General features: G+C 44.9%; 14 protein-coding genes and 1 pseudogene. 5 read left to right on the forward strand and 10 right to left on the reverse strand.

All coding sequences use genetic code 11. The annotated features are described in order from the left end of the window. The first annotated feature begins 50 nt into the window (after window positions 1–50). Entirely contained in the window at window positions 51–1,262 is a 1,212-nt protein-coding gene (locus tag GWP40_RS03405; protein WP_212566056.1) for a type III PLP-dependent enzyme, read from the forward strand. A 68-nt stretch (window positions 1,263–1,330) separates the two neighbouring features. On the opposite strand, the gene GWP40_RS03410 is transcribed toward GWP40_RS03405, so the two are convergent. Both GWP40_RS03410 and GWP40_RS03415 read right to left on the reverse strand, forming a co-directional pair. Then, on the reverse strand, window positions 1,331–1,756 hold the full coding sequence (locus tag GWP40_RS03410) for a flavodoxin (protein ID WP_212566057.1): 426 nt from the start codon (window positions 1,754–1,756) through the stop codon (window positions 1,331–1,333). Between the two features lie 51 nt (window positions 1,757–1,807). Then, the gene (locus GWP40_RS03415) at window positions 1,808–2,392 is read right to left on the reverse strand and encodes a DUF3793 family protein (protein ID WP_212566058.1); all 585 of its coding nucleotides are present in this window, start codon (window positions 2,390–2,392) and stop codon (window positions 1,808–1,810) included. A gap of 502 nt (window positions 2,393–2,894) precedes the next feature. On the opposite strand from GWP40_RS03415, the gene GWP40_RS03420 reads away from it, so the two are divergent. From GWP40_RS03420 to GWP40_RS03435, 4 genes are all read left to right on the forward strand, one after another. Then, window positions 2,895–3,332 carry a GAF domain-containing protein gene (locus GWP40_RS03420; protein WP_212566059.1) on the forward strand — a complete coding sequence of 146 codons (438 nt, stop codon included), beginning with the start codon at window positions 2,895–2,897 and terminating at the stop codon, window positions 3,330–3,332. Window positions 3,333–3,474: 142 nt separating this feature from the next. Then, on the forward strand, window positions 3,475–4,851 hold the full coding sequence (locus GWP40_RS03425) for a TolC family protein (RefSeq protein ID WP_230974578.1): 1,377 nt from the start codon (window positions 3,475–3,477) through the stop codon (window positions 4,849–4,851). Between the two features lie 160 nt (window positions 4,852–5,011). Then, entirely contained in the window at window positions 5,012–5,809 is a 798-nt protein-coding gene (locus GWP40_RS03430) for a metal ABC transporter permease (protein ID WP_212566060.1), read from the forward strand. A 407-nt stretch (window positions 5,810–6,216) separates the two neighbouring features. Beyond that, complete coding sequence (locus GWP40_RS03435) at window positions 6,217–6,744, forward strand: type III toxin-antitoxin system ToxN/AbiQ family toxin (protein WP_212566061.1); 528 nt, start codon at window positions 6,217–6,219, stop codon at window positions 6,742–6,744. Between the two features lie 6 nt (window positions 6,745–6,750). Here the strand turns inward: GWP40_RS03435 and era are convergent, their stop codons facing one another. From era to rsxC, 8 genes and pseudogenes are all read right to left on the reverse strand, one after another. Continuing rightward, window positions 6,751–7,638: a GTPase Era gene (era, locus tag GWP40_RS03440; RefSeq protein WP_212566521.1), complete on the reverse strand. Its 888-nt coding sequence runs from the start codon at window positions 7,636–7,638 to the stop codon at window positions 6,751–6,753. Between the two features lie 29 nt (window positions 7,639–7,667). After that, entirely contained in the window at window positions 7,668–8,510 is an 843-nt protein-coding gene (locus GWP40_RS03445) for an RnfABCDGE type electron transport complex subunit B (RefSeq protein WP_212566062.1), read from the reverse strand. A 17-nt stretch (window positions 8,511–8,527) separates the two neighbouring features. Beyond that, the gene (locus tag GWP40_RS03450) at window positions 8,528–9,100 is read right to left on the reverse strand and encodes an electron transport complex protein RnfA (RefSeq protein ID WP_212566063.1); all 573 of its coding nucleotides are present in this window, start codon (window positions 9,098–9,100) and stop codon (window positions 8,528–8,530) included. After that, window positions 9,087–9,338: a hypothetical protein gene (locus tag GWP40_RS03455; protein WP_212566064.1), complete on the reverse strand. Its 252-nt coding sequence runs from the start codon at window positions 9,336–9,338 to the stop codon at window positions 9,087–9,089. The genes GWP40_RS03450 and GWP40_RS03455 overlap by 14 nt, the downstream gene beginning before the upstream one ends. Beyond that, window positions 9,307–9,972, reverse strand: a complete 666-nt coding sequence (rsxE, locus tag GWP40_RS03460) for an electron transport complex subunit RsxE (RefSeq protein ID WP_230974579.1) — start codon at window positions 9,970–9,972, stop codon at window positions 9,307–9,309. The genes GWP40_RS03455 and rsxE overlap by 32 nt, the downstream gene beginning before the upstream one ends. Window positions 9,973–9,985: 13 nt before the next feature. Further along, window positions 9,986–10,564, reverse strand: coding sequence for an RnfABCDGE type electron transport complex subunit G (locus GWP40_RS03465; protein WP_212566065.1), 579 nt, complete (start codon window positions 10,562–10,564; stop codon window positions 9,986–9,988). Beyond that, window positions 10,561–11,574: an RnfABCDGE type electron transport complex subunit D gene (locus GWP40_RS03470; RefSeq protein ID WP_212566066.1), complete on the reverse strand. Its 1,014-nt coding sequence runs from the start codon at window positions 11,572–11,574 to the stop codon at window positions 10,561–10,563. Before GWP40_RS03470 ends, GWP40_RS03465 begins: the two co-directional genes overlap by 4 nt. Window positions 11,575–11,577: 3 nt before the next feature. After that, window positions 11,578–12,955, reverse strand: a pseudogene (gene rsxC, locus GWP40_RS03475) (electron transport complex subunit RsxC). Between the last annotated feature and the right edge of the window lie 106 nt (window positions 12,956–13,061).

Consider the following 13,061-nt stretch of genomic DNA (forward strand, 5'->3'; position numbering starts at 1 on the left):
CTAAAGCTATCAATACCACCATACTCCCATAGACGCATCCGGAGGCGGACATGAACGTAACCGATTATCTTAGCGAAACAGAGTGGAAAAGGTTGCTGCAGTTTTCCGAAAAACTCGAAACACCTTGTGTTGTTATCAATTTGGATCGGATTAAAAAAAATTATCTTGAATTAAAAAAGTTCTTTTCTGCCGCAGACATTTACTACGCAGTGAAGGCAAATCCGCATGAAGAAATCCTAAAGTTGCTTATCGAGTTAGGGGCTAATTTTGATATTGCTTCGCGGTATGAGCTCGATAAGATTCTTGCCTTGGGAATCAATCCTGATCGGCTTACCTACGGAAATACAATTAAAAAAGCAAAAGATATTGCATATTTTTATGAAAAAGGTATCCGGTTATTCGTTACCGACAGTAAAGAAGATTTAAAAAATATTGCAAAATATGCACCTCAATCGCGTGTCTATGTTCGTATCTTGGTTGAAAACACTAATAGTGCCGATTGGCCGCTTTCCCGTAAGTTTGGCTGCCATCCTGATATGGCTTATGATCTTTGTATTTTGGCGAAAGAGCTTGGGCTTGTTCCGTATGGAATTTCATTTCATGTCGGCAGTCAACAAAGGGATATTGGGCAATGGGACGATGCTATTGCAAAAACAAAGTATTTAATGCGTTCTCTTGAAGAAGAAGAAGATATCGAACTCAAGATGATCAATATGGGAGGCGGCTTTCCTGCTTCGTATGTCGTTCCGACCAATGAGCTTTCCGAATATGCAAGTGAAATTAATCGTTATCTTGACGATGACTTTGGCGATGAACGACCGCGCATCATCCTTGAACCGGGACGGTCTATGGTTGGCGATGCCGGCGTTCTTGTTGCCGAAGTTATCACTGTTTCGAGGAAAAATAATACAGCCCTGCATCGCTGGGTCTATGTTGATGCAGGGGTCTTTAACGGATTGGCGGAAACACTCAACGAAAGTATTAAGTATCCTATTGTAACGTCAAAGGATTCAAATTGCAGCAAGCGCGGCGAAGTGATTCTTGCGGGGCCGACTTGCGACAGTATGGATATTATGTATGAAAAATATAAATATCAACTTCCAATCAATCTCAAGCCGGGAGATAGGGTGTATTTTCTCACTGCAGGCGCCTATACGGCCAGCTATGCATCCGTAGAATTTAACGGCTTTCCTCCGCTTAAAACCTATATTATGAAATCAACAACCCCGACGCAGAGCGTTGCCGAGGACGGCAGGTATTAAACTCTCCGCACGAATAAAAAACGGCACAAAGATACGTTCTTTGTGCCGTCCATTACCGTGTTTGACGGTTATTTTGCGAATCGCTCACCGAATTCTTTACATTTTTTCTGTGCTTCTTCATCGGGATCGTCATAAGCGATGAGACCTTCTTCAAACACATCGGCTCCATCTCTTTTTGCACGTTCTACCCATGTCTGCATCCATTCACCGTCCGCCCATTCATAGGATCCGAACAGTGCAATTTTGCGCCCTGAAAGTTTATTTTCGATTGATGCAAAGAACGGTTCAAATTCATCCGGTTCCAGCTCTTCCGCACCCATCGCAGGGCATCCGAAGGCGATTTTATCATAGCTGTCCAATTTATCCGCACTGAACTGAGCAACGGGGAATAATTCAGCATCTGCTCCGCCTGCTTTCAGTCCGTCCATAATACAATGGGCCATCTTTTCGGTATGACCGGTTCCGCTCCAAAATACTACTGCAACTTTTGCCATAGCAAACTCCTTATAAAGTGTGATGAGAATAATAGAAGTATTATTCTGTCATTAAGCTGCACAAACAATCTCAAAGATAGTCATGCCGCTTTTTATCTGTAAAGCAAAACGCTCTTTACATTCCGTATACTGGTGGAACACTTGTAATGCTTTTTCGGGATTGCTGTATACCTTCCAGTATCCGCACAGCAAACAATTTCGGCCTCCTGTTTTTACATACTGCATTACATCATCTGCAGGATAACCTAAAAAAAGCCCGATTTCGTGCGGAAAGCTGTCCCTGCAATGCCTGTTTCGTGCTCCTCTTAAAACAGACATCCGATCCTTTAACCGCATAATAATTGCTTCAAGCCCGCTTTCCGGCCGATATCCGAAAGATTGCAGCACCATGGTCACTGAAGGTTGAAAACAAAGGCGAGCGAGCAAATCCTTCCGATATACTAATATTTGAGCGCGGTTTTCGCATACGCAAAGTGGGGTAAAATATATTCCTTGCTCATTCAGTATCGCGTTATAGGTATCACACCATTGAATATCGGCGCTTGGAAACGACACAAGATTCGCCGGTTTAATTCCTGCTAAACAAGGGGCTGCATGACGGGCAAGATTTGCTTCAACGTAAGCGTGCGGTAACATAATAGTATTATGCACATAGAACCCGAAAAATGTCAACCGTGAATAACTGGAATTTTTCGGGCAAACGCATCAGACATTTTTTGAATATCCCCGCAAAATCAGGAGGCTGTTCAAGCAGAGTTGAACCTCTCCGCGGTTCAAATGCTTGCCCAACCTCCTGATTTTGCGATTTATATTTACCCGCCTGATGTGTTTGTCCGACTTTTAAAACAAAGTGCGAAAAATTTTAAAAAATTTTTCGCAAATGGCAGGGAGTCGTATCATATTTGTCCTGATGCGGTTGCCCTACATACTTGAAACCTTACGTCGCATAATCGGTTTTTCATTTTATCATTAAGGAGGAACAAACCGCTGCATCGGATTCGATTGCCCTGTATACTATAAATATTATACTTGACAATATATTATATTATAAATAGTATTTTAACGTTTAAAGAAACACCACAGGCAGCATTAAAAACGGGTTGTTGATCTTAGTTAAAGATAAAAGTAGGAGCGAAAAATGAAAGAAAAATTAGCTCAATATCGTGCATTAATCGAAAGCGAAACCGATGTTATTGCGGTAATGGCAAATACCAGCGCGTTTATCATGGAAAATATTTCCGGCTTAAATTGGGCGGGGTTTTATCAAATGAAAGGTGATGAATTGGTTCTGGGGCCATTTCAAGGCCGACCGGCTTGCTATCGCATTGGTTATGGAAAAGGTGTCTGCGGGCATTGTGCGGTCAATCGGAAAAGTATCATGGTGCCGGATGTACACGCTTTTCCCGGACATATTGCCTGCGATGCGGCAAGTAAAAGTGAATTAGTTGTACCGATTATTCACAACGGTATTTTATTCGGTGTGATTGATCTTGATGCTCCCGAATGCGATCATTTTACCGATACCGACAGGTGCTTTGTCGAGGCTATCGCCGAAATATTTTCTCAAAAATTATAACAGAGAACCTCTAAGAATTCCGGTTTTTAGAAGATGCTTAAAACAGTTTGCAAGGAGTTATCCGACTCTATGAAAAAAGATTGCTTGTATAACGGTATGGTTATCCGCAGCCTTTGTTCTTTTTGCTCAAACGGAAACGGGGATGCCGCAAGATTCGGTGTATCAAAAGCTCTTACGGTATCGTGTTGAACATGACAGCAATTACCGGCAGCTGCAAATGCAGGCGGATATTGCGGCCAATAAAGCGGAAAAAGCAAAAACCGAATCGTTAGTAACGATGGAAGTCGGCAGCGGAAATACACAGTTCGTTCTTAACACCGATGCGGACAAACGAGGTGTTACCACTGCGCCGTATGCGAATATCGCATTACCTTCGTACAATAATACAAGCATAAAACTGAGCGTACCGTACAGTAAAGTAGGGCAGCGGCAAGAAACCGGCGCCGAGGTTTCCGTGTCTACCGATATCTATTCCAAAAATGCAGAAGCGAAAAAATATACGTTCAATCTTGCACAGTCTGCAGCAGATCAAGCAAGGCGGGCAAAAGAAGAAGGTTTGGCGCTTGCCGAAAAGCAGTTCCTTCAAGATATCCAGCGGCTTTTGGACGATTATACAACACTGCTTGATAAAAAATTGAGCGAAGTAAAAGCGGAGATTCAATACAATCAAATAAAGGCGCAAGGGTATGCAGACAGTTCTACAAAAATGCGCACAGCCAATTTAGAGCTGTTGGGTGCAAAACGGGAACATCAGAATGCGGATTTTAACTTTTCGGCGTCATACCATGCTTTTGCGGAAAGCTGCGGTCTTACAACCGATGAGGCACCTCAAATGTTTTTAACGTCGCTATGGAATTCCATCCCCGTACAAAAGGCCGCAGATATTGAACAGTATCCTCAAGCTGCTTATAAAAAACTTGTTGAAGCGGAGCAACGGCATACGCAAAATGCAGCGAAACGGAATATTGAACTGTCTCCGTTTTCCATCGGCGCCGATGCCGGTTATAAATTGCGCAATACGAAAATCGGCAGCGGTTCTGCAAAAAATGAACATTCCGTCTTAGGCGGATTGAGTATGCAATTCCCCGGCGGAAAGGCGTATACCGGTGTCGAGGTTCCGCTTGCGGATCCTAAAAATACGGCGCTTAAACTTTCATTCAGCTGGAATCCTTTTTCGATTCAGTATCGGAAACTCGATAAAAAAAATGCCGAGCTTGAAGATGCGATTGAACGGCTTAAAATTGAAGATGCGAAGGAACACTATCAAAAACAACTCCATACTAATAAAACATCGAATGAGCAGATGACATGGCAGCAAAAAGCAACGGCGGATGAGTTGAGCATCTATAAGCAAAATGCCGATGACCACGCCCAATGGTACCGCAACGGTGTTATCAGCAAGGTGGAAAGCCTGCAAGCTGAACTTGAGTACAAAAAAGCCGAAGCCCGCTATGCAAAAGCAAAAACAGCCGTTATGATTTTCAATATCGATACGGCGTTGCTGTTTGAAAAGCAGTAGCGAAACGACTAAGATTCACTTATGTAAACCGCCGTGTTTTTCACTGTTTTGCTCAGAGATTATCCTTTGCACCGAATATTCCAATTTTCTGAAATAGTCGTTATATTCTTGGGAAGAACCCTGATAGCCTTTCTGCCTAAAATCTGATAGTATAGCCGCTATGTTGAAATACGCTTTTATGCAGAACGCCTTTATTGTGTCATTCTTTATCGGCATTCTCTGCCCATTAATCGGTATTTTCCTTGTTTTGCGGCGGTATTCGCTTATTGGCGACACCCTTGCGCACGCCTCGCTGACAGGGATTACGCTCGGGCTGGTTACCGGCGTTAACCCCATCATCGGCGCGTTTACCTTTACCTCTGCGGCGGGAGCGCTCATCGAAGCGCTACGCAATTACTTTAAAGAATACAGCGACCTCATCCTTTCCATCGTTCTTTCGCTCAGTGTCGGTATTGCCATCACCTTGATGAGTTCGGGGTTGATACGCACCAATGCCGAAGCCTATTTGTTCGGAAGCATCTTAACGGTTTCAATCTCCGACGTTATCACCGTTATCGTATTGAGCTTTTTTGCCGTTGCCGTATTGGCTGTGCTGTATCATAAGCTGCTGTATATAACGCTCGATGAAGACATCGCGTATGTCATCGGCATCCGTGTAAAGACAATCAATTATATTTTTTCGATTTTAGTAGCAGCAACAATTGCCGTTTCCATTAAGATAGTGGGGATTCTCGTATTAAGTTCGATGATTGCCTTGCCGGTTGCAGCCGCGCTACAGCTGCACACAGGCTTTAAGCGGACGGTGTTTTTTTCAATCTGTTTCGGTATCGCGGATATTATGCTCGGGCTTATCTGTTCGTACTATTTAAACGTCGCCCCCGGCGGCTTTACCGCACTTATTTCGGTTTTTATGCTGTTGCTGGTGCTGATACTCAAAAAGCTGCGAAGTCCTTTTTGAAAATATACGGTGCATCTACTTCGTTACTGCACACAAATTAATTCTCAACGTATCAAAGATACGCCTGCGATTAATTTGTGCTCGTGCCTCGTATCTGCAGCGTCTATTTTCAAAAGGCTAACGAAAAGTCTATTTTCAAAAGTGGTACTATTCCTGCAAAACAGATTGTAGCAGCCTTGTAGGCTAAGCTGCCTAAAAATTGATACCCGTGTATAATACACTTTCTTGACTTTAACTATTTTTTGTATTATATTGTAGTTAATGGTGAGTCCTACCGTTAAGTGGAATCCTTAAACGCAGTGTACCCTACTGAGAGTGGGAACTTTAGAAATGCGGTGAGTCCTACCGTTAAGTGGAATCGATAAAGCCGTTCAGTTAGCTGATACGGCTTTTTTTTATAGGTAAATATGAAACAAGAAAGACTGAATTTATATTTTATAGATATGAAATATGTGCGAAATTTACATAAGGTCGATGATCGTGTTCAGTCAATTTCCCCTCAAATTCATAAAAGTAATCGTCCTTTTGTAGGAATTATTATTATTTGTAATGAATATAAATATTGTGTACCATTGGATTCAGCAAAAGAAAAACATAAGATGCACAAGAATGATGTAGACTTTACCCGTATCTTTGACGATGAACAACTCATAAGTGTTTTGAACTTTAACAATATGATTCCTATTGATGATAAATTTATTACAAAAATTGATTTGAAGCCGAATGTAAAAGATTCTCGATCTCAAGCAAATTATAAAAAATTGTGCATAAAAGAAATTGAATGGTGCCGTAAACATCAAGAAGCAATCGTAAAAAAAGCAAATAAATTGTATTGTTTGGTTCAAAAGCCTAATTGTAGTAGTAATCTCAAAAAACGATGCAATGATTTTAAAAAACTTGAGAAAGTATTGGAAAAATTATTGCAAAGACCATAAAGCATCCTATTCCTGCAACACAGCTTGCAGCACCCTGTCCTTTTGGCGCCAATTTTTATCGACGCGCACCTGTAAATCAAGCTGCACACGATAGGGGAAGATTTTGCGCAGTTCTTTTTGGGATTCTACTCTGATTGCTTTAATCAGTGCCGCGCCCTTTCCGATAACCATAGCCTTTTGACTTTCCCGCTCTACACACAGAAAAGCGCGGACAAAAAGCTCCTTGCCGTTCTTTTTCATTTCCATATCCTGAATATCAACATACAGCGCATGGGGAATTTCTTCGTAGAGACGGCTGATAGCTTGGCCGCGAATAATTTCGGCAATACGGAAATCAACCGGCTGGTCGGTATAAAAGTCTTCGGGATACAAAAGCTCACCTTCGGGCAGAAGAGAAAACAACGCGGCAAGCACGGGTTCAAGCCCCGTCTTTTCCTGTGCGGACAGCTCGAAAATCCGCTCTTGCGGTAGATCGGGTAAGGCCTGCATCAAGCTGATATGGGTTTGCCCGGGACGCGCAGCGGGACTGTCGGTTTTATTAATACCGGCAATCAAGCGATCTTGTTTATTTTTCAGCAATGCACAGATAGCCAGCTCTTCTTCGCCGAACGGACGCGATGCATCGATAAGATACAAAATCGCCTCCGCCTCTTGCAGACGGTTTTCCGCAATGAGCTGCATACGGCGGTTTATTTTTTTTTCACTGATATGATAACCGGGCGTATCAATAAAGATAATCTGCCCCTGCTCCGCCGTAAGGATACCGCGGACGGAGCTGCGCGTGGTCTGCGGCAGCGCAGAAACAATCGATACCGTTCCGCCGCAGACGTTGTTTAGAAATGTTGACTTTCCGGCGGAGGGGCGTCCGATAATACAGACAACGCCGCTCCGCATGTTTTTATCCGGCACGTTGAGTACGCCGCTTAGCTCGCTTGGCACGCGCTGCACGGAGACTGTACTGCGATCTTATCTTCAACTAAGGCAAGTACCTTTGTCGGGCAGCCTTTAATACAGATACCGCAGGAATCGCATAACTCGTAATTAACTTCGGGGATTCCGTTGATAACTTTTATCGCACCCTTAGGGCAATTCTTCTCACACTTCATACACTTGATACAGCCGCGCTTACAGTTTTTCATAATAACGGCTTTTCTCGGATTGCGACATGAACAAAGCGCAATGGAACCTTTCCGGCTTGTCGGTACGGTAGTCAAAATATGCTGAGGACAGGCTGCAACACAGACTGCACAGCCGGTACACTTTTCGTAATCGACGTGCGGAATCCCATCCTCTCCGACATGGATAGCGTCAAACGGACAGGCCATTTCGCAGTCGCCGAGGCCGATACAGCCCCAATCGCATTCCCGCAGTCCGTTTACGGAAATCTTTGCGGCGCGGCACGTTTTAACGCCGACGTAATCAGCCTTTTCCTTACAGACATCGTGTGAACCTTGGCACAGTAACACCGCAACCTTTGCATCGGCATTTGCCGAAACGCCCATAATCGCGCCGACCTTTGCAGCAACGGGACCTGCCCCGACGGAGCAGCCGTTTACCGGCGCATTGCCGCTTGCAACCGCAGCCGCAAAACCATCGCAGCCCGGGAACCCGCAGGCGCCGCAGTTTGCGCCGGGAAGCACCTCACGAATTTTTGCAACCGTTTCATCAGGCGCTACATAAAACAGCTTTTTAAAAAAGCCTAACAAAAAGCCTATCGCCAGTGATAAAATCAACGAGACAATAAGCGTTAAAATAATCGTATGCATACTCTTTTCCTACTCCTTTAAATCATGCCTGCAAAACCGCCGAATGCCAAAGACAACAGAGCCGCAGCGACAAACAAAATAGGAGTACCCTTGAGGTACTTAGGTATCGGGGCAATATCAATGCGTTCACGTAAACCGGCAAACAAAACCATTGCCAACATATAGCTGATTGCGACACCGATCGAATACACCATCGACTGAATAAAGGTATAGTCGGCGGCGATAACATCGAGCGTAACCGCTAAGATAGCGCAGTTTGTCGTGATAAGCGGCAAATACACACCCATCGCCGAATAGAGCGCCGGAGCGGATTTTTTCAAGTAGAACTCTACCAGCTGAACCAAGCTCGCAATAACCAAGATAAAGAGCAATGTCTGCAAAAAACCGAGGTTATACGGTGCAAGAACCAGTTTATAGAGCGGATAGGTCGCTGCTGTTGCAATAACCGTAACAAAGAGAACCGCCCACCCCATACCGGTAGATTTCTTAACATCGGATGTCATACCGATAAACGAACACAACGCAAGGAAGCGGATAAAAACGATATTTTTTACAAATACCGCAGCAAGAAAAATCTTAAACAGTTCCATTTTCAGTTTCCTCCTTTGCAGGTTCAGCAGCAGCTTCGGTATTTGGTGCAACGGCTTGTTTCTCCGCTTCTGCTTGTGCTGCGGTAGCTTCTTTTTGTTCAGCAACCGGTTCCGGTTTGGCTGCAGCAGCTTCTTTTTCCGCTTCCGCTTTTAACGCAGCCTCTTTTTGTGCAGTCTCCGCCTTGAGCGCAGCTTCTTTTTTCAGCTCAGCATCGCGTAATGCAGCAGCTTCTTGCAATGCCGTTTCTTTTATCGCAGCAGCCTTCCGTATTTTTTCGCTGCTTCCGCTGATCCTGTATCAAATAGGTCAAGGCAATCAGAACCCCGAATACAAAGAAGCCTCCGGGAGAGTTCGCAAAGAATTTAATAAGGTAATCGTCTGATAAAAGACGCACACCCAGCACAGTACCGCTTCCTAAAAGCTCGCGGATGGCAGACATCACAACCAACACCCACGTAAAGCCCAAACCCATACCAAAGGCATCGGCAATCGCTTTTAAAGGAGACTCTTTCGAGGCAAAGGATTCAACACGCCCCATAATGATACAGTTTACAACGATGAGTTTGATAAAAATACCCATCGATTCGGAAAGTTCCGGCAAAAAAGCCTGCATCAAAAGGTCTACAATGGTAGTAAACGACGCGATAACAATGATAAAAATAGGGATACGGATATCGTTCGGGATAAATTTCCGAAACATACTGATAATCAGTTCACTCAACACGATAACGAAGGTCATCGCAAGCCCCATTCCGATACCGTTTGCAACCGAGGTTGTAATGGCAAGCGCGGAACAAAGCCCGATCATCAGCATAATGAGGGGGTTTTCTTTTACCAACCCGTTCGTAAAAATGCGTACATACTCTTTCATAACCGTTCTCCTCTTAGTTTCCGCTGCCTGAGCCACCAAGACCTTGGCTGCTCATGTATGAAGAAGCGGCATCGACGGCGATTTTTACCATACGGGTAACAGCCGTAGAGGTAATCGTAGCGCCGGCAATCGCTTGAACATCGCTTCCCAGCGCAAAGGCATCGGTAGTCGGCTTATTACGGAACTGTCCGATGAACGGTTCATCCTTCGCCTTTGTTCCGATACCGGGTGAATCGGTTAATGTCAAAAACTGAATCATCCTCAGCTTTTCTTCCATATCAATACCGATAAGAATAGTCGCCTGATCATAGGTATGCCCGCTCACCGTTACGATAATTCCCGCAGGCTTATCCCCCTGTAATGCGATAAAAGTATCGCCGAACGCTACCTTATCAACTGATTTCGGCATTCCTTCGGTAACAGGGCGAAATGAATCCGCCTCGGGGAAAATCGCTTGAAGCGCAAGTTTCGTCTTTGCTTCCTTTGAAGCGAGAATGCGGGGAGCGGTAAGCATATTGACCGCAGCAAGCGCAAGACAAGCAACAACAGTATAGAGCGCCAACGTAACGGATAATTTCATCATCTGTTTCATTTTGCACCTTCCTTGGCTGCCTTAACGGGCTTTACATATCCGTATTTTTTCTGAATCAGTTTATTTAAGAATGTAACGACCGAATTCATAATCAAAATACTGTACATAACGCCTTCCGGCATTCCGGCAAACAGACGCATTAAAGCGGTAATTAAGCCGCAGCCCGCGCCGAAGATAATTTGTCCTTTAAAGGTTACGGGCGACGTTGCATAGTCGGTAGCCATAAAGACGGCGCCGAACAGCAAACCGCCGCTTAACAGCGTCAAAAGCGGATCGATACCCGCAAGCCATGTTACCAACACTGCCGTTACTACCATAGAAACAGGAATCTGCCATTCAATAACGTGGGTAACCAGCAAGTAGACAAAACCGATGAGAATGAGCGCCGCGCTCGATTCACCGATACAGCCGCCGTGATCTCCTAAAAAAAGTTTAAGATATACGTCGCTCGAAGAGGACAAACCCATCTTCTCTGCGATTGTCGCCGCAGTGGAAATCCCGCCTTCCGACATTTTTAGGTACGAAAGCGGCGTTGCCGTGCTCACTGCGTCAAAACCGTGATGAGGAGCAACCCACGAGGTCATCAGGCGTGAAAAACTGACAAAGGCAAACGCACGGCCTACCAATGCAGGGTTAAACGGATTTGCGCCGAGTCCGCCGAAAAACTCTTTTGCTACGACAATGGCAAAGATTGCGGAAACAACGACAATCCAAATAGGAATAAGCGGCGGTAACACAAGCGCTAACAGCAAACCGGTTACTGCAGCGGAGCAATCCTTTATGCGGATATCCTTGCCCATCGCTTTACGGAATGCCGCTTCGGAACCGACCGCGACGCCTACGGAAACAATAATACGGATGAGCGCCGGCACTCCATACAGATAAATACCGTACAGCGCAAGCGGAGCAAGCGCAATCAGCACGTGTATCATCAGTTTTTTAGTGGTTACGGGACTCGCAATATGCGGCGCAGGAGAAAGATAAATTTCGTTCTTATCTGATTCGGCCATAGCTTATTTTCCTCCTTGCGCGGCTGTTGCCTTTGCCGCTTCTTTTTGCTTTGCTTCGCGTAACAGCTGCTTTCCAACCTTGAACCGCTGGACAAGCTTTATACGCGCCGGACATACGTAAGAACAAATACCGCATTCAACGCAGTCCATAAGCCCGCAGCGGACAGCTTCATCAAGCTTATTCGCCTTTAATGCACGTATCATCAGAACCGGCGACAACTGACAACTGCAATGGGTTACGCACTTTCCGCATCCGATACACGGGCTTTCTTCATCAAGGTTGACTTCCTCCCTTGTTAAGAAAAGAACACCGGATGTATTCTTTTGCACGGGGAAATCGGCGCTCTTCATTGCAAAGCCCATCATTGGACCGCCTGAAATGATTTTGGTAACACCGGGTTTTAAGCGGATGACATCAGGGATTAAATCGCCGATACAGGTACCGATAGGGGCGATCACGTTCACAGGATTTTCGCAGGCTCCACCCGAAAGCGAGAGCGGACGATCAATGAGCGGCGCTCCTTTACGGAACGCATCGGAAATCGCCTTCATTGTTCCGACATTCTGAACGATACACCCAATCTGGAACGGAAGCCCGCCGGAAGGAATCTCTCTGCCGACCACAGCGGAAGTCAGATTTTTTTCACCGCCTTGCGGATATTTCGTTTTGCACAACTCAACGGAAATATCATAAGCGCCCGGTCCGACAGGATTTTGTTTTATCTTTGCAATAGCTTTTTCAAACACCGGCACCAAATGTGTTTTATTGTCTTCAAGCGCAATAATCCCCTTGTCGGCTCCGGTAATGTGCATAATAATCGCCATCCCGTCTACAATCGTTTCGGCGGAATGATACATCGTCGCAGCATCGGTACACAGATACGGCTCGCATTCTGCAGCATTACCTAAAATGTAGTCTATCTTCGCATCTTTAGGGGGACTCAATTTAACATGTACGGGGAAAGAAGCTCCGCCCATACCGGTTATACCGGCCTCACGGATACGCTTAATAGCGTCCTCTTTTGTGCAGGTGAAGGGATCAAGCGGTTCCATAAAGGACTCGGAAGTATCCTCGCCCGCTTGAATTGCAATACAAAGTGCGTCCGTATTACCGGTAACGAGATGGGGTTCTATTTTTTTTACGGTACCGGAGATCGAAGCATGTACAGGCGCAGACATAAATTTGTCCGTTTCCGCTATTTTTTTGACCTCGTACAACCGTATCTCCAACCTTTACCAACGGAGTATTCGGAGCACCGCCTTGGGTAACAGGAATCCACACCATCTTTGTTGATGGCATGACAGCCAAGACTTCGGATTCGGCGGAAATAAATTTCCGCTCGGGAGGATGACAGCCTCCTTTAAATGATTTAGTACTCATTCTTCTATTATATAAAACATCATATATTCAGTCAAGAAAAAAACACTATTGCCAATTATTGCATAATTAGGCATTATAAAGGTTCAGAATAGTAAGGAGTAGAATA

It is taken from the genome of Treponema vincentii, from assembly GCF_018336815.1.
Taxonomy (GTDB): Bacteria; Spirochaetota; Spirochaetia; order Treponematales; family Treponemataceae; genus Treponema.

Excerpts from the sequence above, each read along its gene's own strand:
- GWP40_RS03405 (WP_212566056.1), top strand. The coding sequence starts at position 51 with ATGAACGTAACCGATTATCTTAGCGAAACAGAGTGGAAAAGGTTGCTG.
- GWP40_RS03410 (WP_212566057.1), bottom strand. The coding sequence starts at position 1,756 with ATGGCAAAAGTTGCAGTAGTATTTTGGAGCGGAACCGGTCATACCGAA.
- GWP40_RS03415 (WP_212566058.1), bottom strand. The coding sequence starts at position 2,392 with ATGTTACCGCACGCTTACGTTGAAGCAAATCTTGCCCGTCATGCAGCC.
- GWP40_RS03420 (WP_212566059.1), top strand. The coding sequence starts at position 2,895 with ATGAAAGAAAAATTAGCTCAATATCGTGCATTAATCGAAAGCGAAACC.
- GWP40_RS03425 (WP_230974578.1), top strand. The coding sequence starts at position 3,475 with ATGCCGCAAGATTCGGTGTATCAAAAGCTCTTACGGTATCGTGTTGAA.
- GWP40_RS03430 (WP_212566060.1), top strand. The coding sequence starts at position 5,012 with ATGTTGAAATACGCTTTTATGCAGAACGCCTTTATTGTGTCATTCTTT.
- GWP40_RS03435 (WP_212566061.1), top strand. The coding sequence starts at position 6,217 with ATGAAACAAGAAAGACTGAATTTATATTTTATAGATATGAAATATGTG.
- era (WP_212566521.1), bottom strand. The coding sequence starts at position 7,638 with ATGCGGAGCGGCGTTGTCTGTATTATCGGACGCCCCTCCGCCGGAAAG.
- GWP40_RS03445 (WP_212566062.1), bottom strand. The coding sequence starts at position 8,510 with ATGCATACGATTATTTTAACGCTTATTGTCTCGTTGATTTTATCACTG.
- GWP40_RS03450 (WP_212566063.1), bottom strand. The coding sequence starts at position 9,100 with ATGGAACTGTTTAAGATTTTTCTTGCTGCGGTATTTGTAAAAAATATC.
- rsxE (WP_230974579.1), bottom strand. The coding sequence starts at position 9,972 with ATGAAAGAGTATGTACGCATTTTTACGAACGGGTTGGTAAAAGAAAAC.
- GWP40_RS03465 (WP_212566065.1), bottom strand. The coding sequence starts at position 10,564 with ATGAAACAGATGATGAAATTATCCGTTACGTTGGCGCTCTATACTGTT.
- GWP40_RS03470 (WP_212566066.1), bottom strand. The coding sequence starts at position 11,574 with ATGGCCGAATCAGATAAGAACGAAATTTATCTTTCTCCTGCGCCGCAT.